This is a genomic window from Shewanella sp. FeAMO (genome assembly GCF_053653955.1).
In genome coordinates, this window is sequence record NZ_CM132201.1 from 2,542,412 (window position 1) to 2,563,888 (window position 21,477).

Annotated in this window: 17 protein-coding genes; 5 read left to right on the forward strand and 12 right to left on the reverse strand. The window is 52.5% G+C overall.

Features of this window, described 5'->3' with window-relative positions:
* Positions 1–746: 746 nt before the first annotated feature.
* The 3 genes from ACWAU4_RS11370 (at position 747) to ACWAU4_RS11380 (ending at position 4,013) form a co-directional block, all read left to right on the forward strand.
* Positions 747–1,961, forward strand: a complete 1,215-nt coding sequence (locus ACWAU4_RS11370) for a pyridoxal phosphate-dependent aminotransferase (RefSeq protein ID WP_454290273.1) — start codon at positions 747–749, stop codon at positions 1,959–1,961.
* A 118-nt stretch (positions 1,962–2,079) separates the two neighbouring features.
* The gene (gene yfbR, locus ACWAU4_RS11375) at positions 2,080–2,667 is read left to right on the forward strand and encodes a 5'-deoxynucleotidase (RefSeq protein ID WP_025887388.1); all 588 of its coding nucleotides are present in this window, start codon (positions 2,080–2,082) and stop codon (positions 2,665–2,667) included.
* Positions 2,668–2,678: 11 nt separating this feature from the next.
* A complete protein-coding gene (locus tag ACWAU4_RS11380; protein WP_101058769.1) occupies positions 2,679–4,013 on the forward strand; it encodes an anti-phage deoxyguanosine triphosphatase in 1,335 nt (444 codons plus the stop codon).
* A 51-nt stretch (positions 4,014–4,064) separates the two neighbouring features.
* Here the strand turns inward: ACWAU4_RS11380 and ACWAU4_RS11385 are convergent, their stop codons facing one another.
* Positions 4,065–4,697 carry a YchE family NAAT transporter gene (locus ACWAU4_RS11385; protein ID WP_025010407.1) on the reverse strand — a complete coding sequence of 211 codons (633 nt, stop codon included), beginning with the start codon at positions 4,695–4,697 and terminating at the stop codon, positions 4,065–4,067.
* A 342-nt stretch (positions 4,698–5,039) separates the two neighbouring features.
* Here ACWAU4_RS11385 and adhE point away from each other — a divergent pair, with 342 nt between their 5' ends.
* Positions 5,040–7,643 (forward strand): bifunctional acetaldehyde-CoA/alcohol dehydrogenase, encoded by a 2,604-nt coding sequence (gene adhE, locus ACWAU4_RS11390; protein WP_454290274.1) that lies wholly within the window; start codon positions 5,040–5,042, stop codon positions 7,641–7,643.
* 86 nt (positions 7,644–7,729) lie between these two features.
* On the opposite strand, the gene ACWAU4_RS11395 is transcribed toward adhE, so the two are convergent.
* The 9 genes from ACWAU4_RS11395 to aroA all read right to left on the reverse strand — a co-directional run bounded on the left by ACWAU4_RS11395 (position 7,730) and on the right by aroA (position 15,711).
* Complete coding sequence (locus tag ACWAU4_RS11395) at positions 7,730–8,275, reverse strand: DUF2058 domain-containing protein (RefSeq protein ID WP_025010409.1); 546 nt, start codon at positions 8,273–8,275, stop codon at positions 7,730–7,732.
* A gap of 18 nt (positions 8,276–8,293) precedes the next feature.
* Positions 8,294–9,112, reverse strand: coding sequence for an SDR family oxidoreductase (locus tag ACWAU4_RS11400; RefSeq protein ID WP_025010410.1), 819 nt, complete (start codon positions 9,110–9,112; stop codon positions 8,294–8,296).
* A 71-nt stretch (positions 9,113–9,183) separates the two neighbouring features.
* The gene (pyrF, locus tag ACWAU4_RS11405) at positions 9,184–9,879 is read right to left on the reverse strand and encodes an orotidine-5'-phosphate decarboxylase (RefSeq protein WP_144216197.1); all 696 of its coding nucleotides are present in this window, start codon (positions 9,877–9,879) and stop codon (positions 9,184–9,186) included.
* 21 nt (positions 9,880–9,900) lie between these two features.
* Positions 9,901–11,061: a lipopolysaccharide assembly protein LapB gene (gene lapB, locus ACWAU4_RS11410; protein ID WP_144216195.1), complete on the reverse strand. Its 1,161-nt coding sequence runs from the start codon at positions 11,059–11,061 to the stop codon at positions 9,901–9,903.
* A 1-nt stretch (position 11,062) separates the two neighbouring features.
* The gene (locus ACWAU4_RS11415; RefSeq protein WP_025010412.1) at positions 11,063–11,332 is read right to left on the reverse strand and encodes a LapA family protein; all 270 of its coding nucleotides are present in this window, start codon (positions 11,330–11,332) and stop codon (positions 11,063–11,065) included.
* Positions 11,333–11,454: 122 nt separating this feature from the next.
* On the reverse strand, positions 11,455–11,742 hold the full coding sequence (gene ihfB, locus ACWAU4_RS11420; RefSeq protein ID WP_025010413.1) for an integration host factor subunit beta: 288 nt from the start codon (positions 11,740–11,742) through the stop codon (positions 11,455–11,457).
* Between the two features lie 70 nt (positions 11,743–11,812).
* Complete coding sequence (gene rpsA / locus ACWAU4_RS11425) at positions 11,813–13,480, reverse strand: 30S ribosomal protein S1 (RefSeq protein ID WP_025010414.1); 1,668 nt, start codon at positions 13,478–13,480, stop codon at positions 11,813–11,815.
* 99 nt (positions 13,481–13,579) lie between these two features.
* Positions 13,580–14,275: a (d)CMP kinase gene (gene cmk / locus ACWAU4_RS11430; RefSeq protein WP_025010415.1), complete on the reverse strand. Its 696-nt coding sequence runs from the start codon at positions 14,273–14,275 to the stop codon at positions 13,580–13,582.
* 155 nt (positions 14,276–14,430) lie between these two features.
* On the reverse strand, positions 14,431–15,711 hold the full coding sequence (gene aroA, locus ACWAU4_RS11435) for a 3-phosphoshikimate 1-carboxyvinyltransferase (RefSeq protein WP_144216193.1): 1,281 nt from the start codon (positions 15,709–15,711) through the stop codon (positions 14,431–14,433).
* Between the two features lie 462 nt (positions 15,712–16,173).
* Here aroA and ACWAU4_RS11440 point away from each other — a divergent pair, with 462 nt between their 5' ends.
* Entirely contained in the window at positions 16,174–17,370 is a 1,197-nt protein-coding gene (locus tag ACWAU4_RS11440) for an amino acid aminotransferase (protein ID WP_044734505.1), read from the forward strand.
* A gap of 86 nt (positions 17,371–17,456) precedes the next feature.
* Here ACWAU4_RS11440 and serC read toward each other — a convergent pair whose 3' ends face one another.
* Positions 17,457–18,551, reverse strand: coding sequence for a 3-phosphoserine/phosphohydroxythreonine transaminase (gene serC, locus ACWAU4_RS11445; protein ID WP_044734506.1), 1,095 nt, complete (start codon positions 18,549–18,551; stop codon positions 17,457–17,459).
* A 60-nt stretch (positions 18,552–18,611) separates the two neighbouring features.
* Entirely contained in the window at positions 18,612–21,251 is a 2,640-nt protein-coding gene (gyrA, locus tag ACWAU4_RS11450) for a DNA topoisomerase (ATP-hydrolyzing) subunit A (protein ID WP_117200710.1), read from the reverse strand.
* Between the last annotated feature and the right edge of the window lie 226 nt (positions 21,252–21,477).

Consider the following 21,477-nt stretch of genomic DNA (forward strand, 5'->3'; position numbering starts at 1 on the left):
GCCAGACGGACAGTAACAACTGGTCGCTTTTGTTGGAGCCTTGCTAAAAACATCGCGCAGAAAATAATGCGCAACTGGATATGAGTCAACCATAAATTGAGTCAGTCAGTGCAAATTTTGACCTTGCGGGCGATTCCAAAAAAAACATCATATGATTCAAAGGGTTTTACATGTCATTTTTATGCTTTTTTGCATGCATTTGCATATAAGCATTCAGTTAAACTGCCTTTTTATTTCAAAGAAGGTAAAGGAAGGTGCGAATAAGTCCTCGTGGCACTCTGGCTTGCACAGCAATTGGCGTTCAAGGCATCTGACTGAAGGCATGCCGGGGCCTGTCAAAGTCAGATAACGCAGAGAGCCGGTTGCTGTGAAAGCCCCGAAGGGCGTGGCTTACAAGCCTGCCTGCTGTGTTGTGCTTCTTGCAAAGGACTAGGGCCATTTGCTGCGAACCACGCCTTGCATCCAGGTCTGTAAGCCGACGCAGAGCACACATGGGACTTGTTCGCACCTTCCTAAGGCGACTTTGTGATAACTGCTATTCCTTAGCACTCAAAGCAGTCCTTCAAACTTAATTTTGCAACAAACTCAGAGTTTTTATCTTTTTATCATGCGTATTTTTTTGCTTTTAAAGATGAAAGTTCTGCCGCAAATACAAAATTTGGCTTTACCCCTCTTTCTAAGGCGCTTGAAATTAGGTATTGTGCCGAAGGTTAAACTCTTTCATATCAGCCAGTTTCGAGGTAGTAATGCGGCCAATCATCAAATCCAATAAGCTCGACAGTGTTTGTTACGATATTCGAGGGCCGGTACATAAAGAAGCGCGTCGGTTGGAGGATGAAGGTCATCGTATTCTTAAGCTCAATATAGGTAACCCGGCCCCCTTTGGCTTTGAAGCCCCGGAAGAGATAGTTCGTGACGTTATCCTCAACCTGCCATCGGCCCAAGGGTATTGTGAGTCCAAAGGTTTGTTCTCTGCCCGCAAGGCGATAGTGCAGCATTACCAGTCCCAGGGGATCTTCGGTGTCGATATCGAAGATATCTATATAGGTAATGGTGTTTCCGAATTGATTGTGATGGCCATGCAGGGGCTACTCAATACCGATGATGAGGTGTTGGTTCCCTCCCCTGACTATCCACTGTGGACCGCGGCGGTTAACCTGGCCAGCGGCAAGGCGCGCCACTATCGCTGCGATGAAGCGGCCGACTGGTTTCCCGACCTTGAGGATATCAAGAGCAAGATTGGCCCAAGAACCCGCGGAATTGTGATTATCAACCCCAACAATCCAACCGGGGCCGTATACAGTCGCGAGCTGTTGCTGGAGATTGTTGAGCTGTGTCGGCAGCACTCCATCATACTGTTTGCCGATGAGATCTATGACAAAATTCTTTACGATGGCGCTGTGCATATCCCGGCCTGCAGCCTGTCGGACGATATTCTCACCGTGACGTTTAATGGACTTTCCAAAGCCTATAGGGCTGCTGGTTTCCGGGTCGGTTGGATGATGCTATCCGGCAACCTCAAGGCGGCGCGCAGCTATATTGAAGGGCTGGAGATGCTCTCCTCTATGCGCCTTTGCGCCAACGTGCCCAATCAGCATGCGATTCAAACCGCATTGGGGGGTTATCAGAGTATCAATGAGCTTACCGCCATCGATGGCCGCCTGACTCAGCAGCGGGATATCTGTTATGAGCTGCTCAATCAAATTCCCGGTGTGAGTGTGGTGAAACCCAAGGGCGCCATGTATGCATTCCCCCGCCTCGACAGCAAGCGTTTCGGTCTCAGGGACGATGAGCGCCTGGTGTTGGATCTACTGAAAGAGAAGAAAATTCTCTTGGTACAGGGCACCGCCTTTAACTGGCCGGAGCCGGATCACCTGCGAGTGGTGTTCCTGCCTCATAAGGAAGACTTACAACGGGCCCTGCTCGCCTTCGGTGACTTCCTTGAGTACTACCGCCAATAACACAATGCCAGCCGCCCATCGAGGCGGCTTTTTTATCCCCGCCCGGCACTGACAGCCTTTAACCACTGAGGTAAAGTAAGGGAAACGAGCAAAAAACTTAGCTACCAAAGGAAGTTGTATGAGTCACCTTTTTGCCCACCTGGCCAGGATGAAGTTAATTCAGCGTTGGCCTTTGATGTATAACGTCCGCCCCGAGAATGTGCAGGAACATTCATTGCAGGTTGCCATGGTGGCCCATGCGCTGGCCATCATCAGTAACCGTAAGTTCAATGGCCAATATTCGCCCGATCGCGCCGCGACCCTGGCCATCTTTCACGATGCCGGTGAAATTCTTACCGGCGATCTGCCCACCCCGGTCAAATACTTCAATGCCGAGATAGAGGCCGAATACAAGAAGATTGAAGCCATAGCCGAAGCCAGGCTGCTGGAGATGGTGCCTGAAGAGTTTCGTGATGATTACCGCTCGCTGTTTATCAGTGATAGCGCCGAGCTCAGCCATCGCAAGTTGGTCAAGTCCGCCGATACGCTGTGCGCTTATCTCAAGTGTCTCGAAGAAAAACGCGCCGGAAACAACGAGTTCAACAGTGCCCGCAAGCGACTCGAAACCATGCTGGATGCCAACCCCGACCCGGCAGTGGCGTATTTTCGCGAGCATTTTATTCCCAGTTTCACCCTGGATCTGGATGAAATCAATCAACTGCTCTAGCAGGAGAGATTATGAGCCAAGCCCACTGGCAAGCCAGGCGCGAGCCCAATAACAGTCAGCGCCGAGACGATAATCGCAGTCCCTATCAGAGAGACAGAGCCAGAATTCTGCACTCTGCCGCCTTTCGGCGCTTACAGGCCAAGACTCAGGTGCTTGGGGTGGGCATGAACGACTTTTACCGCACCCGCCTGACCCACTCACTGGAAGTCTCGCAAATAGGCACTGGCATTGCCGCCCAGTTGAAGCAGCACTATCCCGAAATGGCCTTTTTGCTCGACTCCATGAGCCTGCTCGAAGCCCTATGCCTGGCCCATGATATAGGTCACCCACCCTACGGCCATGGCGGCGAGGTGGCGCTCAACTACATGATGCGTGAGCACGGCGGCTTTGAAGGCAATGGTCAAACCTTCAGAATCCTTACCCGGCTCGAACCCTATACCGAACACTTTGGCATGAACCTGACCCGGCGCACCCTGCTCGGTGTACTCAAATACCCGGCGCCGGTACGCACACTGAAAGTGGATAGACCTCAGCCGGAACTGAGTCACTATCGTCAGTTAAGGCCGAGCCAATGGCCGCCGGTGAAAGGGGTTTTCGATGATGATGAAGCTATCCTCGATTGGGTACTTGAGCCGCTGGACAGTAAAGACAAGCAGAGCTTTCTCAGTCATTACAGCCCTGGGGAAGGACTGCACCGACGCACTCACTTCAAGTCGTTCGACTGCACCATTATGGAGCTGGCCGATGATATCGCCTATGCGGTGCACGATCTCGAAGATGCCATAGTAATGGGGATAGTCACCGGCTCGAATTGGCAAGAGGATATGCGTGCTCCGCTACAGGCCATTGAAGATGAGTGGATCCAAAGCCAGCTCGGGAATATTGAGCTCAAGCTGTTTTCCCGCAAACATCACTTGCGCAAGGATGCCATAGGGACCCTGGTCAATGCGCTGGTAACCGCCATCAAAATCGACGAGAACCCGGACTTTGCCGAACCCTTGCTCAGATTCAATGCCAAGTTGGAACCGGCCTTTGCCGAGCTGCTGGAGCTGCTGAAACAGTTTGTCCTCAAATATGTGGTGCGTAAGCCCGAGATCCAGATGCTGGAGTACAAGGGCCAACAGATAGTGATGGAGCTGTTTGAAGCCTTTGCTTCGGATCCTCTGAGGCTCCTGCCCCACAATACCCAATCACGCTGGCAACAGGCCAACTGCAAGGGGGAAAACAGCCACAGAGTGATAGCAGACTATATCTCGGGAATGACAGATGAGTTTGCCGCCAGGCTGCATCAACAACTGTTCAGCCCCAAGGGCGGTGCCATCATAGACTTGAGCCAGAATTACTGATGAACAATCGTCGCAACCTACTAAAAATAAAGCGCCCGAAGGCGCTTTATTTTATCCCAGTAAGTTGGGAAACAATCCCTTGAAGCCGGCAGCTATCACCTCTATGCCGATGGATAGCATCAAGAGTCCCATCAGACGGGTGATCACGTTAATCCCTGTCTTGCCGAGGAGCTTATTGATAACCGAAGCCATTCTGAACAATGCAAAGCTGAGCAGACCAAACAGGGCCACAGTCACCGACATGGCCAGCAGATTGGCCAGGCCTTTATGCTCCGCGGCAAAGACGATGACTGAGCTGATAGCCCCCGGGCCGGCCATTAGCGGCAAAGCCAGCGGCACCACGGCAACCGATTCCATCGCCGAGGCTTCCCTGTCCTCTTCCTGATTGCGTTTCACCTCGCCCAGCTTTCCCTGCAACATGGACATGGCGATGATGGCAATCAGTGTACCGCCGGCAATTCGGAATGCCGACAGCGAAATACTGAACATATTCAATATATACTGACCCGCCACTGTGGTAACCAGGAGGATCACCACCACGGCAAAGTTGGATATTTTGGCAGTATGATTACGCTCAGCCTCAGTCTGGTGACTGGTGAGGCTGACAAATACCGGCAACAGGCCCACCGGGTTGATGATAGCCACCAGTCCGAGGAAAAATTTAACGTACAGGGTCAAATCCAATTTCGTATCCTTCCAGTGTAGGGAACTCACCGGGAAACAGTAGCTTGAGACGGTGCATACTCTACCCTAAGTTAACAAACCCCAGAAATGAGATTTTCTATTCTCGGTCACAACTTCGAATAAATTTTCGTAATATCAGTGCAGCCAAAGCTGCAGTATAGTCGACACTAATGCAAAGTTGTTTTTCGCTCCTGGATGAGATCCAACGTTGTTGAATTACATAAAACGCCATGCCTGTGGCCAAGATCACAGATAACAACGCCGTTTGGTTGTAATTTTATTTCATGTGAGAGAGTTTAACCAAGATGAGTCTTTGTTAAATTTTTTTACGGGAAACTGATTATGAAAGTCACCAATACCGAGGAACTGGATCTGCTACTGGAAAGAGTCAGCCAGGCTCAGACGAAATTCGCCGGCTTCAGTCAGCAGCAAGTCGACAAAATATTTCGCGCTGCAGCGCTGGCTGCCGCCGATGCCAGAATTGTGCTGGCGAAACAGGCCGCCGCCGAAACCTCCATGGGAGTGCTGGAGGACAAAGTGATTAAAAACCACTTTGCTTCCGAGTATATCTACAACAAGTACAAGGATGAAAAGACCTGCGGCATTCTGGAAGAAGACGATACCTTCGGCACCATCACTATCGCCGAGCCCGTGGGGATCATCTGCGGCATAGTACCGACAACCAACCCTACCTCCACTGCTATCTTCAAGGCGCTTATCAGCCTGAAAACCCGTAATGCCATAGTGTTCTCCCCACATCCCAGGGCCAAGGCATCCACAGTCGCGGCCGCCCGAATAGTACTGGATGCCGCCATCAAGGCCGGGGCTCCCGAGGACATTATAGGTTGGATAGATGAACCCAGTGTCGCACTATCCAATCATCTGATGACCCACGAAAAGATAAATCTCATACTGGCCACCGGCGGCCCGGGTATGGTGAAGGCCGCCTACTCTTCCGGGAAACCGGCTATCGGTGTCGGCGCAGGTAACACACCTGTGGTTATCGATGAAACCGCGGATATCAAACGGGCTGTGGCCTCCATCCTGATGTCAAAAACCTTCGATAACGGTGTGGTGTGCGCCTCCGAACAAGCGGTAGTAGTGCTCGACAGCATCTATCAGGCGGTGCGGGAGCGCTTCGCCCATCACGGCGGCTATCTGCTCAGTGACGAAGAATGCCTTGCGGTGAAACAGGTTATTCTCAAAGACGGCGCCCTCAACGCCGCCATTGTTGGCCAGAGTGCCGCGCGCATTGCCGAAATGGCCGGCTTCAGTGTACCGAACTGGACCAAGGTACTGATCGGTGAGGTGGATGAAATAACTGAAGCCGAAGCCTTCGCCCATGAAAAGCTTTCGCCGCTGCTTGGTATGTACCGCGCCAAAGACTTTGACGAGGCGCTGGATAAGGCCGATGCCTTGGTGAAACTCGGTGGTATCGGCCATACCTCTGGGCTCTATACCGACCAGGATACCCAGGTGCAGCGGGTCAAGCGTTTCGGTGAGCGAATGAAAACCGCTCGAATTCTGATCAACACCCCGGCATCTCAAGGCGGGATCGGCGATCTCTATAACTTCAAACTGGCGCCCTCCCTCACCCTGGGCTGTGGCTCCTGGGGCGGCAACTCCATTTCGGAGAATGTGGGTCCGAGTCACCTTATCAACAAGAAAACCGTCGCCAAGAGGGCCGAGAATATGTTGTGGCACAAGCTTCCATCTTCCATCTATTTCCGCCGCGGCAGCCTACCCATAGCACTGGAAGAGTTGGCCGACAAACGCCGCGCCTTGATAGTGACAGACAAGTTTCTGTTCAATAACGGCTACTGCGATGAAACCATCAAAATCCTCAAAGGCTTGGGGCTGGATACCGAGGTGTTTTATGAAGTGGAGGCCGATCCTACCCTGGCTGTGGTTCGCGCCGGAACCAAGGTGGCCGAGAGCTTCCAACCGGATGTGATCATAGCCCTTGGTGGCGGCTCACCCATGGACGCCGCCAAGATCATCTGGGTGATGTATGAACATCCTCAGGTGGACTTTGCCGATCTGGCGCTGCGCTTCATGGATATTCGCAAGCGTATCTACAAGTTCCCCAAACTTGGGCGCAAGGCCAAGATGGTGGCTATCCCCACCACTTCAGGAACCGGCTCTGAAGTCACGCCATTTGCCGTGGTGACCGATGAGAAGACAGGTGCCAAATATCCCATCGCCGATTATGAGCTGACCCCCAATATGGCAATTGTGGATCCCAACCTGGTGATGGATATGCCCAAATCCCTGACAGCCTTTGGTGGTATCGATGCCATTACCCATGCCTTGGAAGCCTATGTCAGCGTGATGGCCAACGAGTACAGTGACGGTCAGGCATTGCAGGCCTTGAGTCTTCTGGTTGAGCACCTGCCCAAAGCCTATGAAGAAGGCGCAGCGGCGCCGATTGCCCGCGAAAAAGTGCACAACGGCGCCACTATTGCCGGTATCGCCTTTGCCAACGCTTTCTTGGGAATATGTCACTCTATGGCCCATAAATTGGGCGCCGAATTCCATCTGCCCCACGGTTTGGCCAATGCACTGCTCATAAGCAATGTCATCCGTTTCAACGCCACCGACCTGCCTACCAAGCAAGCCGCCTTCAGCCAGTATGACAGACCCAAGGCGCTCTGCCGCTATGCCGCCATTGCCGATCACCTCAAGCTGACAGACGCTGGGCTGAGTGACGCCGAAAAAGTCGAGCGTTTGATAGCCAAAATCGAGCAGTTGAAGCAGGCTTTGGGGATCCCGGCCTCGATTCAGGAAACCGGTGTCAAAGAAGCCGATTTCCTGGATAAGCTCGATGAACTGGCTGAAGATGCTTTTGATGATCAGTGTACAGGCGCCAATCCCAGGTATCCCTTGATAGGTGAACTGAAAGCTTTGCTGCTGGCGAGCTTCTATGGTGAAACGTATCGTGACTGACGGGTAAACCTGCACAAACAACAAAGGCCTCCCTATGGAGGCCTTTGGCTTTCAAGCGTTATACCGAATCGGTAGGTATAAGCGCCTTACCACATAAGATCGTCCGGAATGACATAATCTGCGTAAGGGTCGTCTTCTTCCGTTACTTGCGCGGCGTTGTTCTCGGCCTGCCACAAATAGCCACACCAAGCCGGCACCAACAGATTAACCCGCTCGGCGAGTTTATGAGGCACCAGATAGCTGCTTTGCTCAATTCGCACTATCCCCAAGCGGCCACCGAGTAACTGACTCTGAAGTTTTTCATTGATATACAAGGGGTATATCTTGTTCTCCAGGGTATAGTTGAACTTGATCTCGCCATCTTTCGGCAGCGCCACCGCATTTTGCTTAACTTCGGTGACCAGGCCACGGACCAGACCTTTCTCTGTGGCCTCGGCAAAGCGTTGTTCATTGAGTGCCTTGTCCTTTTCTGCCTGCTGCTTTTTCTGCTGAGCGATCTGCGCCTTCAGCTCAGCAGAGCCGTCATCAATATTGGACTTGCGGTTACGTTTCTTTTGGGTTTTGACATCGCGAACTTTTTGCTTGCTGGCGAGACCCGCCTTGAGCAACTGTTCCTGTAATGCGTTTGCCATTTTATAATCTCTCTCTTGCTACTTACTTGATTCTTGCTTTGCTGCCAGTGCCCCGAGCTGACTCATTGCCGCACTGGCACCGCCAAGCGACCAACCGCCGTCAACCGGTAATATGGTTCCGGTAATATACGAAGCCATTGGCGATGCCATAAAGAGTGCCGCATTGGCCAAATCTTCCCCCTCACCGTTGCGTTTTAACGGCACACTCTCGGCCACCTGTTGCTGCAACTGCGCCGACGGCGCCAGGCGATTGAACCCTTCGGTACCGGCAATCGGCCCGGGTACCAGGGAGTTTATCCGAATACCCTCTGGCCCCCATTCCAAAGCCAGGGTGCGGGTCAACATATCGACGCCCGCCTTGGCGGCGCAAACGTGGATCTGCATCGGCATGGCAATATACGCCTGCGGCGCCGAAATTTGAATAATGCTGGCGCCAGGGCGCTTAAGCATGGGATAGGCTTGCTTCAACACCTGAAAACTGCCCAGCAAATCGATATCCATGACAGATTTAAAACCGTTGGCACTGAGCTTGGCGGCGCTGGCGGGGAAATTGCCGGCGGCGCCACTGACAAGCACATCGATATGCGGGAAACTCTGGGCCAAGACGGCAAAGCCTTGCTCGAGTGCCGGCAAATCCCTGACATCGAAGCTCAGGCCCAGATGTTGACCTTGTGGATTGGCTTCATTCAATAACGCCACCGCGGCTGCCACTTTTTCCGGGTTACGGCTGGCAACCGCCACATGGGCACCGGCAACTGCGAACGCCTTGGCGATACAGAGGTTAATGCCGCTGGTACCCCCGACGACCACTACATACTTACCCTGATAATCGAACATTGAGCTTCTCTCCTATCCACTGATCATTCGTTATTCCGGTCCATACTGCGAGTCGCCGGTATGTCACAAGTTTATGCCAGCGATTGATGTATCGCCTGCAGTGTCGCCAAAGGATCGACCGCTTGAGTAATGGGTCGACCTATGACCAGATAATCTGAGCCAGCCGCCATCGCTTCAGCCGGGGTCATGATGCGTTTTTGATCGCCGGCATCACTGCCCGCCGGACGAATGCCCGGGGTCACCAGTTTGAAATCGGTGCCAAGTTCAGCCTTGAGCATACTGGACTCACGGGCCGAGCAGACCACGCCATCGAGGCCGGCTTTTTGCGTCAGGCGCGCCAGCCTGCGAACCTGATCTTCAGCACTGCCTGCAACACCAATAAGCTTGAGCTCATCGTCGCTCATTGAAGTCAGCACAGTAACCGCAATCAGCAAGGGGGCGTTATCCCCGTAAGGCAGCAATGCTCGGCGGGCGGCTTCCATCATGGCGAGGCCGCCACTGGCGTGGACATTCACCATCCAGACGCCCATTTCGGCGGCGGCAGTGACCGCCTTGGCCACTGTGTTGGGAATGTCGTGAAACTTCAGGTCAAGAAACAGATCAAACCCTCGGTCATGGATCTCTTTCACCAGTTGAGGCCCGAACAGGGTAAACATCTCTTTGCCTACCTTAAGGCGGCACATAGACGGATCCAACTTATCAACAAGTTGCAATGCTTTGAATTTGTTATCAAAGTCCAAGGCGACCACAATAGGTGTCTCTGTCATTTTTACTCCGTTATCTGAGGGTTATTCACCGTCCAAGCCACGCACCCGCTTGATACTGCCCCAGCTCTTGCAGGATGGGCAGTGCCAATATAAGGTGTGTGCCGGGAAACCACACTCCCGACAGCGGTAACTTGGACGGAATCTTATTTGTTGTTCTACCAGTTTTTCCAGCATCGCCAGGCTATCTCGTGCCTGCCCCTGCTCTGCCTGCTTGATATGCATCTGCATCAGGTGCTGGAACCCACGCATGGTGGGGTGGCGATAGAGAGCTTCCATCACCATGTCTTCGGCGCCTTTGATGTTGCCGTCTTCAATCATGCGTTGCGCCAATGCCACCACAACCGAGGCACCGGCGCCCTTATCTATCGCGTGAGCCAATAGCTCGCGATAACCGTCGATATCATTGAGCTCTTGATAGAGCTGGCGGGCACAAGCGAGTGCATCGGCAAAAAGCTCGGCATCAGCGTCAATCAGTTGGTTGAGCATCTGCTTGGCCTGAGGCAATTGCCCGGCATCCAGGTAGGTCTTGGCCAATGACAACAAGGCGCGGCCACATTGAGAATCTTGCTTAAGTGCCGCTTGAAAGCCCTTGAGTTTTCCCGCTTCATCGCCGGCTTCCTCGGCCAGTTGACAATAGAAATGAGCGATAACGGGTTTCAGACCCTGCTGTCGTTTACGTGGCAAGCGCTTGGTGATATCAATCGCTTTCTGCCACTCTTTGGTGATTTGGTAAATGGAGATCAGTTGGGTTTCAGCTTCTTCGCTGTGATCGTCCTGACTGACGAGATTAAGGAATATCTCCTCGGCTCTATCGTAGAACCCGGCGGCCATATAGTCCTTGCCCAGTTCCATCATCGCCATGTCTCTTTGCTCTGTGGCGAGATTGGGCCTTGCTATCAGGTTTTGGTGAATACGAATGGATCTGTCTACCTCACCACGCTTGCGAAACAAGGAACCCAGCGACAGATGAGTGTCTATGGTTTCATCATCGACATCCAACATGCTGATAAAGAGATCGACCGCCTTGTCCGACTCATTGGAGAGCAGAAAATTGAGCCCGGTGAAGTAGTCACGGCTCAGTTTCTTTTGCGCTGAATTCTGTTTCTGCCTCAAACTGCGGCGGCCCATGTACCAACCGTAAGCCGCAGCAATAGGCAGCAACAGAAAGAGAAGTTCGAGCATACTAGGCGTCTTGCCCCTGCTGCTGAGTTAAGGTCTGGATCTTTTTGCGGGCATTACGCAATGACAGTTTCAGCTTCATGATGTAGTAGAAGGCGATGATCCAACTTAGGATAAACCCCGCCAGAAATACCACGGCCAACACTACAGGCAAGCGGAACTCTCCCTGTGCCACAAAATAACTGATGGTGACCAGCTGCTCATTGCGGGAGCCAAATACCAGTGCCACTACAAACAGCATTGCCACCAGTACGGTTGCGACAAATGACTTCACGTTGCACTCCATAAACGCGTTTCAATGTTCTGATTATCCAGTAATTTGACTGAGCTGACCAGCTTTAGCCAAGATCCAGACATAAAAAAGCCCCCTTTCGGAGGCTTTTAATACAACAGCGATTAACGGTTATAAGCGTCAACGCGTTCGCGCAGTTCTTTGCCTGGCTTAAAGTGCGGGACGTACTTGCCATCCAACTCGACTGATGTTCCCGTCTTGGGATTACGACCAGTGCGAGGTGCACGATAGTGAAGTGAAAAGCTGCCAAAGCCACGGATCTCTATGCGATCACCGCTTTCCAATGTCTTCGCCATTTGCTCCAACATCTCTTTGATGGCGCCTTCTACTTCTTTCGCCGACAGTTGCGACTGCCCAGTGGCGAGTTTTTCGATCAGTTCGGATTTAGTCATCCTAGCTACCCCTATTATCAAGCCAAACACAGTCACCTAACAGGGGGCTAGCCCCCTGTACTACAGGCACTTACTTACGAGCTGCCTTAAACGCTTCAGCCATTGCATTAGTCATGATAGCGTCGTCCTGCTTGTTCAGGTTAGCCATCACTTCTTTTTCTTCAGCTTCGTCTTTAGCACGTACAGACAGGCTGATTGCACGGTTCTTGCGATCTACGCCCATGAACTTGGCTTCAACGCTGTCACCTACATTGTAGACGCTTGATGCATCTTCAACACGGTCACGGCTGATGTCAGATACACGGATGTAACCTTCAACAGTGTCAGCCAGCTCAACAGTAACACCTTTGGCGTCAACAGCAGTAACAGTACCAACTACGATAGTACCTTTCTTCTTGTCGGCCAGGTAAGCGTTGAATGGATCGTCTTCAGTCTGCTTAACACCCAGGCTGATACGCTCACGCTCTGGATCAACAGACAGAACCACTGCAGTGATTTCGTCGCCTTTCTTGTACTCGCCAACAGCGTCTTCGCCGCTACCGTTCCAAGAGATGTCAGACAGGTGAACCAGACCGTCGATACCGCCGTCCAGACCGATGAAGATACCGAAGTCAGTGATAGACTTGATCTTACCGGTAACTTTGTCGCCCTTGGCATAACGGTTAGCGAAGTCTTCCCATGGGTTGGTTTTGCACTGCTTGAGACCCAGAGAAATACGACGACGCTCTTCATCGATGTCCAGAACCAGAACTTCAACTTCGTCACCCAGGTTAACAACCTTGGATGGGTGGATGTTCTTGTTGGTCCAATCCATTTCAGAAACGTGTACCAGACCTTCAACGCCTTCTTCGATTTCAACGAAGCAGCCGTAGTCAGTCAGGTTGGTTACGCGACCAGTCAGACGAGTGTTTTCTGGGTAGCGCTTACTGATTTCCAGCCATGGGTCTTCACCCAGTTGCTTCAGACCCAGAGATACACGAGTGCGCTCGCGATCGTACTTCAGTACTTTGACGTTGATTTCGTCACCAACATTCACGATCTCGGATGGGTGCTTAACACGCTTCCAAGCCATGTCGGTGATGTGCAGCAGGCCGTCAACACCGCCCAGATCTACGAATGCACCGTAGTCGGTCAGGTTCTTAACGATACCTTTAACTGCTTGACCTTCTTGCAGGTTTTCCAGCAGAGCATCACGCTCAGCGCTGCTTTCAGATTCGATAACAGCACGACGAGAAACAACAACGTTGTTGCGCTTCTGGTCCAGCTTGATAACTTTGAATTCCAGTTCTTTGTTTTCCAGGTGAGCAGTATCGCGTACTGGGCGAACGTCAACCAGAGAACCAGGCAGGAACGCACGGATACCGTTCAACTCAACGGTGAAACCGCCTTTAACCTTGCCATTGATGACACCGATTACAGTTTCAGCATCTTCGTAAGCTTTTTCCAGAACGATCCAGGCTTCGTGGCGCTTGGCCTTCTCGCGAGACAGTTGAGTCTCACCGAAACCGTCTTCAACGCTATCCAGCGCAACGTCAACTTGGTCGCCAACGGCGATTTCCAGTTCACCTTGAGCGTTTTTGAATTGCTCAGCTGGGATTGGGCTCTCAGATTTCAGACCGGCGTCAACCAGTACCATACCGTTTTCGATGGCAACTACAGTACCACGAACGATAGAACCTGGGCGGAATTCCAGTTGTTGAAGGGATTGTTCAAACAGATCAGCAAAAGATTCAGTCATGTTAATTAACTTTAAGTAATAAACCACGTATCTATCCTGAACGTGGAGTCAGTAAAATAACTCGCCTCTTCCCTGTGGCGAATGCCTATCTCGCCAGTCTCAAAGACTGACGTCAGATAACTTGTCAACTATGTGCTTGAGCGCCAGCTCCAGCACAGTTTCAATCCCGAGTCCTGTAGTGTCTATCACCAGGGCATCTTCTGCGGGCACCAAAGGCGCAACTGCGCGATTCATATCCCGGTGATCTCTTTCCTGGATCTCGGTTAAAAGACGCTCGATATTAACATCGAAGCCCTTGTCCTGCAACTGATTATAGCGCCGCTGGGCCCTTTCTTCAGCCGAGGCTGTTAAAAACAATTTTGCCGGTGCATGCGGGAAAACAACGGTTCCCATATCCCGGCCATCGGCTATAAGGCCAGGGGCAACTCTGAAAGCACGCTGCCTTCTGAGCAAGGCTTCTCTCACCCGGGGAAACGCCGCCACTCTCGAGGCTGCGTCAGAACATTCCTGAGTACGAATGGCATGGCTGACATCTTCGCCTTCCAGCACCACTTTTATGGCTTCATTTCCGGCTCCCGCCAGAAACTGTACATCCAGATGCGCGGCCAACAGGGTGATGGCCTCTTCGTTATCCAGTTCCACATCGTGGTGAATAGCGGCAAGTGCCAGCACTCGATATATGGCACCGCTATCGAGCAGTTTCCATCCAAGTTTGTTGGCAAGCAACTGACTTATAGTGCCTTTTCCCGCACCGCTTGGGCCGTCAATTGTGACAACAGGCGCCCGTTCAGACATAAATTCCTCCGCAGTAATTGCCATCTTCCATGAGGACACAGTATGAGTTCACCGAAAATGAGCGGCCAATATTATATATCAACTGCATGCTTTCCGTATGCTGAATTCAAGGTCAATTTCGGGCCGCTGCTGTCAACAGCCCGAAATTCAGCCGCTTAACAGGCCAAGGCCGCAAAGCGTTGGAAGTAATCCGGGAAGGTTTTTGAGGTGCAATCCGGGTCATTGATGGTGACGCCGCAATCGGCAAATGCCAGCAGCGAAAAACACATGGCCATGCGGTGGTCGTTATAGGTATCGATGGCGGCATGCTTGGGCGCAAGCGGTGGATTAACCAGAATATAATCCTCACCCTCCTCCACCTCGGCACCAATTTTACGCAGTTCTGTCGCCATGGCGCTGAGACGATCTGTCTCCTTGATACGCCAGTTGTAGATATTACTGAGGCGGGTCGGCCCTTTGGCAAATACCGCAGCTGTGGCTATGGTCATTGCTGCGTCGGGTATATGGTTCATGTCCATATCTATGCCCTTGAGCTGGCTACCCCTGGCAATAATAAAGTCATCTCCCCATTCAATCTCGGCGCCCATGGCCGCCAGCGCATCGGCAAACTTGACATCCCCCTGAATGCTGAGACGGCCAACTCCGGTGACTTTCACTTCGCCGCCGGCGATGGCGCCTGCGGCCAGGAAATAAGACGCCGATGAAGCATCGCCTTCCACCATTACCTTGCCCGGTGACAGATAGCTTTGACCGGATGGGATCTCAAAACGCTGATAGTCGTGGTTGATAACCTTGACACCAAATTGCGCCATCAAGGCTAAAGTAATATCAATATAGGGCTTGGAAACCAGTTCACCCTTGACCTTGATATTGACAGCGGCACCGGCCAGCGGCGCAACCATCAGGAGCGCGGTAAGAAACTGGCTGGAGAGATTACCGGCAATTTCCACATCCCCGCCACTGAGGCCCGTTGCCTTGATTTTTAATGGCGGGAAGCCGGGATCCTTCAGATATTGAATATCCGCGCCCAACGCCTTGAGGCTGTCGACCAAATCTCCTATCGGCCGCTCCTCCATTCTGGGTTCACCCGTGAGAACAAACTCACCGTTCCCCAGGGTCAGCGCGGCGCACAATGGCCGCATCGCGGTGCCGGCATTACCGAGAAACAGCTCTTGCAGCTTGTTGCTGTTGATAGCGCCGCCAAGGCCCTGCACGCTGCAGCGGCTCTTGTCTTCGGAAAGCTCAAATTGCACGCCGAGCTGTTTGAGCGCTGCCAACATGTGGCGAATATCATCTGAGTCGAGCAGATTGGTCAGTTCTGTGGTGCCCTTGGCCAGGGTTGCCAATAGCAGCGCCCGGTTGGAGATACTCTTGGAGCCGGGGATGTTGACCTCCCCATGCATTCTACTTATGGGATCCAGTCGCAATTGCTTCATCTTTTTTGGATTCTTGCATCTGTGTTTGACGGAGTTGCAGCGTCACGCCACGTACCGCCAAAGCGGGTTAAAAGACCTTGTCACCGATTATGGGATAAAACCGGTAAATCAAGACAAAAGATTAGATACAGCGAGTGCTGATAGGCCTGAATTAAGTGTTCGTGGCATTAAAGTTACCTGAGCGCCACAGGGATTCAACCGTTTTTTGCTGAAAAAAGCCGATTTCAGCGGAAAATTATTCAAGCAGCGCTAAATAAGCTCTTTGCTGTCCGATTGACTTTCGAAGACGTGACTCACAGATGCGACTCTCCTTTCCTGCAACTGAGCTTTACACCCTGGAAGCCCAGCTTGCCAGTTGCACCACTCTGACTATCGCTTGCTGCAGCCTCGCCAGCCGTTAACAAATAGCCTAAATGCCGTTATGCTAATCCTCTTCAACAAGTATTCAATCCAGGGAACCCTATGTTCAGCACACTCAAGGCGATGCCAGCCGATCCCATTCTTGGGCTGCTCAGCCAATATCGCGACGACCCTCGCGGTGAAAAAATTGATTTGGGCGTTGGTGTCTATAAAGACATCTTGGGAAATACCCCCATCCTCGACTGCGTTAAAACCGCCGAGCAGCGCCGCACCGCCACGGAAACCACCAAGGTGTATATCGGCCCTGCCGGTAGCAGTGATTTCAATCGGCTCATTGCCGAGCTGGCATTCGGTGAGCAGCACCCTACCCTGAGCGCCGGACGCATTCGCAGCGTATCCACTCCCGGCGGTACAGGCGCGCTGCGGGTCGCAGCCGACTTTATTAAACGTTGTCGCCCAGGCGCAACCATTTGGGTCAGCGATCCGACCTGGGCCAATCACACCGGACTTTTTGAAGCGGCCGGTCTCAAGGTTGAGCGTTACCCTTACTATGACTACGCCACCAAGGCGCTGAAGTTTGATGAAATGCTCGCCAAACTCAACACCCTTGGGGAAAACGATGTTGTGCTGCTGCATGCCTGTTGTCACAACCCATCGGGCCAGGACCTCAGCACCGAACAATGGGACCAAGTGGTACAAGTCGCCGTCAAACGCGGTTTTACCCCGCTAATTGATATGGCTTACCAGGGCTTTGGTGACGGTGTCGAGGAAGATGCCTACGGCGTTCGCAAGATGGCGGCCGCCGTGGAAGACATGTTGCTCTGCTCCTCCTGCTCAAAGAATTTTGGCCTTTATCGCGAACGTATCGGCGCCTGCAGCATCATAGCCAACAGCAGTGCTGCCGCCGATGTAGCCTTGTCGGTACTGCTTTACGTGGTGCGTTGCCTCTACTCCATGCCGCCGGCCCATGGCGCGGCGTTGGTGGAAACCATTCTCGGCGACAATCAACTCAAACAGCAGTGGCTGGATGAACTCAAGGTGATGCGTGACAGGATAAACGGTAACCGTGCCATCCTGGTTGAGCGTTTAAAGGCGATAGGCGTCGAGCAGGACTTCAGCTTTATCGCCCGCCAAAAAGGGATGTTCTCCTTCCTTGGGGTGTCGCCAGAGCAGGTTGAACAACTTAAGCAGGAGTTCGGAATCTATATGGTGGATTCAAGCCGGATCAGTATCGCCGGGATAAGCGATAGCAATGTCGATTACCTTGCCAAGTCTATCGCCAAGGTGTTGCAAGGTTAAAATTGGATAGTGAGATAAAAAAAGCGAATGCCTCGGCATTCGCTTTTTTATGGAACTTGTTGCAATAAAGCGATTTTCGACGGGGTTCAGCTGCTGTGCTTGGCCGCAAACGCCTTCATAAAGGCAACCAGGGCCTCAACGCCGGCCAAAGGCATGGCGTTATAGATACTGGCGCGCATCCCGCCGACAATTCTGTGCCCTTTAAGAGCCACCAAACCTGCGGCCTCCGCCTCTTTCAGGAACTCACCATTGAGCGACTCATCGGCCAATTGGAAAGTCACATTCATCCGCGAGCGGTTTTGCGCCGCCACCCCATTGCGGTAAAAGTCCAGTTCATCGATACAGGCGTAAAGCAGTTCGGCCTTGGCCTTGTTAAGCTCTGCCATCGCCTCGATACCGCCCATCCGGTGCAGCCACTCAAACACTTCAGCGGCCAGATACCAGGCAAAAGTAGGGGGAGTGTTAAACATGGAATCGTTTTCGGCCGCCAAGCGATAATCCATGATGGACGACAGTGGCATGGCAGGCAAAGCCAGCATCTCTTTACGCACTATCACTATGGCCAAACCGGAAGGGCCGATATTTTTCTGCGCCCCGGCATAAATGAGCCCGTAACGACTGACATCGATTTCACGGGACATGATAGTGGATGACATATCCGCGACTATTGGCCAGGGAGACTCCAACTCTTCAAAAATTTCGACACCATCTACCGTCTCGTTGGGGCAATAGTGCACATAGCGATACTTACCACTATCACCTTCCAGCTTAGGTAAGGTTACTTTGTTGAGTCCATTGACCTTTTCAACAATGCTCTGGCTATCAATCCTGTCATCTCCGGCCAGCTTTCTGGCCTCTGCTGTGGCTGACTTTGACCACTGACCACTCTCCAAATACAGGGCTCTACCGTTATTGCCCAAAAAATTATTCACGACAGCCGAGAACTGACCGCGACCACCGCCATGCATAAACAGTACATGGTAATCTTCGGGAATATTCATCAGTGAGCGCAATCTGGATTCTGCAGCCTTGGTGAGATCGATAAAGGCCTGACTGCGGTGACTGATCTCCATGACGGAGACTCCGTGCCCCTGCCAGTCCAGTAATTCCTGCTGGGCTTTTTGCATTACCGCGGCCGGCAACATGGCTGGTCCGGCACAGAAATTATAAATCGTGCTCACTTCATTGTTCTCCTTGAAAAAAAGAGCGTCCAGATGGACGCTCAGATATGCTTGATGCTGTTATTCCTGCTCAGCTTCAGGTGCTTCGGGCGCTTGGCCTTCAGTATCCTCGGCTGCAGGTTCGGCCACTATGGGTTCGCCGTTTTCATCGAATTCCACTTCGTCTTCATCAGACTGGATTTCATCGATACGCTGTAAACCCACCACGGCCTCATCACCGGCGGTGCGGATAATCGTCACGCCCTGGGTATTACGGCCTATGATGGAAACGCCGGCCGCAGGGGTTCTCACCAGTGTACCCTTGTCGCTGATCAGCATGATCTCATCATTGTCGCCGACCTGAACTGCACCGACTACGGCGCCGTTACGCTCACTGACCTTGATGGAAACCACGCCCTTGGTAGCACGGCTCTTGGTTGGGTATTCACTCAGCTCGGTACGCTTACCAAAACCGTTCTCTGTCACAGTCAGAATGGCGCCATCTTCTTTTGGCACTATCAGTGAAACCACTTCCTGACCGTCTTCGAGTTTGATACCGCGAACACCGGTAGCGGTACGGCCCATGGCGCGCACCTGATCTTCACTGAAGCGTACCACCTTACCTTCGTTGGAGAACAGCATGATTTCATTGCTGCCGTCGGTCAGGTCAACGCCAATCAACTGGTCACCGTCTTTCAGGTTAACGGCGATAATGCCGTTGGCTCTGGGGCGGCTGTATTCGATAAGCGATGTCTTCTTCACGGTACCGTGAGAAGTGGCCATGATGACATACTTGTCGGCTTCGTATTCACGAACCGGCAGAATCGCCGTAATGTGCTCGCCCTCAGACAATGGCAGCAGGTTAACGATAGGCTTACCGCGCGACTGACGACTGGCCAGCGGCAACTGATAGACCTTGAGCCAGTAAAGTTTGCCAAAGTCGGAGAAGCACAAAATGGTGTCGTGGGTATTGGCAACCAATAGCTTCTCAACGAAGTCTTCGTCTTTGACCTTGGTGGCGGCCTTGCCCTTACCACCGCGGCGCTGCGCCTGGTAATCACTCAGCGGCTGATACTTGGCATAGCCCAAATGCGACAGGGTCACTACCACATCTTCTTCGCAGATCAGATCTTCGAGGCTGATATCCACGGCAGAAGCGTTGATCTCGGTGCGGCGCTCATCGCCATATTGCTCGAGCACTTCTTCCAGCTCTTCTTTGATCACTTCCATCAGACGCTCTGGACTTCTGAGGATATGCAGCAATCCGGCGATCAGCTCCAACAGCTCTTCATATTCCTGGAGGATCTTCTCGTGCTCAAGACCGGTCAGACGGTGCAGACGCAGCTCGAGGATAGCCTGGGCTTGCTGCTCTGTCAGATAGTAGAGACCATCGCGAATACCAAACTCCGGCTCCAGCCACTCAGGACGGGCTGCGTCATCACCGGCTTTTTCCAACATGCCCTGCACGTTGCCGAGCTGCCAACCGGTTTCCACCAGTTTTACCTTGGCTTCGGCCGGTGTTGGCGAGGCCTTGATCAGCGCAATCACAGGGTCGATGTTGGCCAGGGCGATAGCCAGGGCTTCCAGGATATGAGCGCGTTCGCGGGCCTTACGCAGTTCAAACACGGTTCTGCGAGTCACCACTTCACGGCGGTGCAGAATAAAGGCTTCCAGCATCTCCTTAAGGTTAAACAACTTGGGCTGACCATTGGTCAGGGCCACCATGTTGATACCAAAAGAGGTTTGCATCTGGGTCTGGGCATAGAGGTTGTTAAGCACCACCTCGGCCACTTCGCCGCGCTTGACCTCAACGACAATGCGCATACCGTCTTTATCAGACTCGTCGCGCAGGCCGCTGATGCCTTCAATTTTCTTGTCTTTTACCAGCTCGGCAATCTTTTCAATCAGACGAGCCTTGTTCACCTGGTATGGGATCTCGGTAACAATGATCCGCTCGCGGCCATTGTCTTCGGTTTCCACCTCGGCACGGGCGCGCATAATCGCCTTGCCGCGACCGGTACGGTACGCTTCCTCTATGCCTTTCTTGCCATTGATAATGGCGGCAGTCGGGAAATCCGGACCCGGGATATAATCCATCAGCTGTTCGATAGACAGCTCAGGTTCTTCGATAAGTGCCAAACAGCCTTTAACCACTTCGGTCAGGTTGTGCGGCGGAATATTGGTGGCCATACCCACGGCGATACCGGAGGAGCCGTTGACCAGCAGGTTGGGGATCCGGGTCGGCAACACGGCCGGGATCATTTCGGTGCCGTCGTAGTTGGGGACATAATCGACGGTTTCTTTCTCAAGGTCAGCCAGCAGTTGATGCGCCAGCTTTTCCATACGAATTTCGGTATAACGCATGGCCGCCGCGGCATCGCCGTCGATGGAACCGAAGTTACCTTGGCCATCCACCAAGGTGTAACGCAGTGAGAAAGGCTGTGCCATCCGCACTATGGTGTCGTATACGGCGCTATCACCATGAGGGTGATACTTACCTATCACGTCACCGACAACACGTGCCGACTTCTTATAGGGTTTATTCCAATCGTTTTTCAGCTCGTTCATCGCAAAGAGTACGCGGCGATGCACCGGCTTGAGGCCGTCGCGTACGTCTGGCAATGCCCGCCCGACGATAACGCTCATGGCGTAATCCAGATAGGAGTTCTTTAGTTCGTCTTCAATATTTATTGGCGAAATTGATAAAGCCAGATCAGTCATAAACTGCTCGATCCCCTTAAATTAGCTGACAACTTGTAATCCGTGTCATTGTCGAGCCCAACAAACGTGATTTGGCATTCTAACACAGTTATTTAATGTCGGAAGTCCTTAAAGCCGCCTTTGCGGCCAAAAACGCCAGGGGCATGATACAAGTCGCGAGCGGGGGCAGATATCACCGTCATAGACATGAGTTCCGTTGCTGTTTTTATCATCAAAAACCGAATCT

Bases quoted from the DNA above. Each gene is read 5' to 3' on its own strand.
- ACWAU4_RS11370 (WP_454290273.1), top strand. From the start codon at position 747: ATGCGGCCAATCATCAAATCCAATAAGCTCGACAGTGTTTGTTACGAT.
- yfbR (WP_025887388.1), top strand. From the start codon at position 2,080: ATGAGTCACCTTTTTGCCCACCTGGCCAGGATGAAGTTAATTCAGCGT.
- ACWAU4_RS11380 (WP_101058769.1), top strand. From the start codon at position 2,679: ATGAGCCAAGCCCACTGGCAAGCCAGGCGCGAGCCCAATAACAGTCAG.
- adhE (WP_454290274.1), top strand. From the start codon at position 5,040: ATGAAAGTCACCAATACCGAGGAACTGGATCTGCTACTGGAAAGAGTC.
- ACWAU4_RS11395 (WP_025010409.1), bottom strand. From the start codon at position 8,275: ATGGCAAACGCATTACAGGAACAGTTGCTCAAGGCGGGTCTCGCCAGC.
- ACWAU4_RS11400 (WP_025010410.1), bottom strand. From the start codon at position 9,112: ATGTTCGATTATCAGGGTAAGTATGTAGTGGTCGTCGGGGGTACCAGC.
- pyrF (WP_144216197.1), bottom strand. From the start codon at position 9,879: ATGACAGAGACACCTATTGTGGTCGCCTTGGACTTTGATAACAAATTC.
- lapB (WP_144216195.1), bottom strand. From the start codon at position 11,061: ATGCTCGAACTTCTCTTTCTGTTGCTGCCTATTGCTGCGGCTTACGGT.
- ihfB (WP_025010413.1), bottom strand. From the start codon at position 11,742: ATGACTAAATCCGAACTGATCGAAAAACTCGCCACTGGGCAGTCGCAA.
- rpsA (WP_025010414.1), bottom strand. From the start codon at position 13,480: ATGACTGAATCTTTTGCTGATCTGTTTGAACAATCCCTTCAACAACTG.
- cmk (WP_025010415.1), bottom strand. From the start codon at position 14,275: ATGTCTGAACGGGCGCCTGTTGTCACAATTGACGGCCCAAGCGGTGCG.
- aroA (WP_144216193.1), bottom strand. From the start codon at position 15,711: ATGAAGCAATTGCGACTGGATCCCATAAGTAGAATGCATGGGGAGGTC.
- ACWAU4_RS11440 (WP_044734505.1), top strand. From the start codon at position 16,174: ATGTTCAGCACACTCAAGGCGATGCCAGCCGATCCCATTCTTGGGCTG.
- gyrA (WP_117200710.1), bottom strand. From the start codon at position 21,251: ATGACTGATCTGGCTTTATCAATTTCGCCAATAAATATTGAAGACGAA.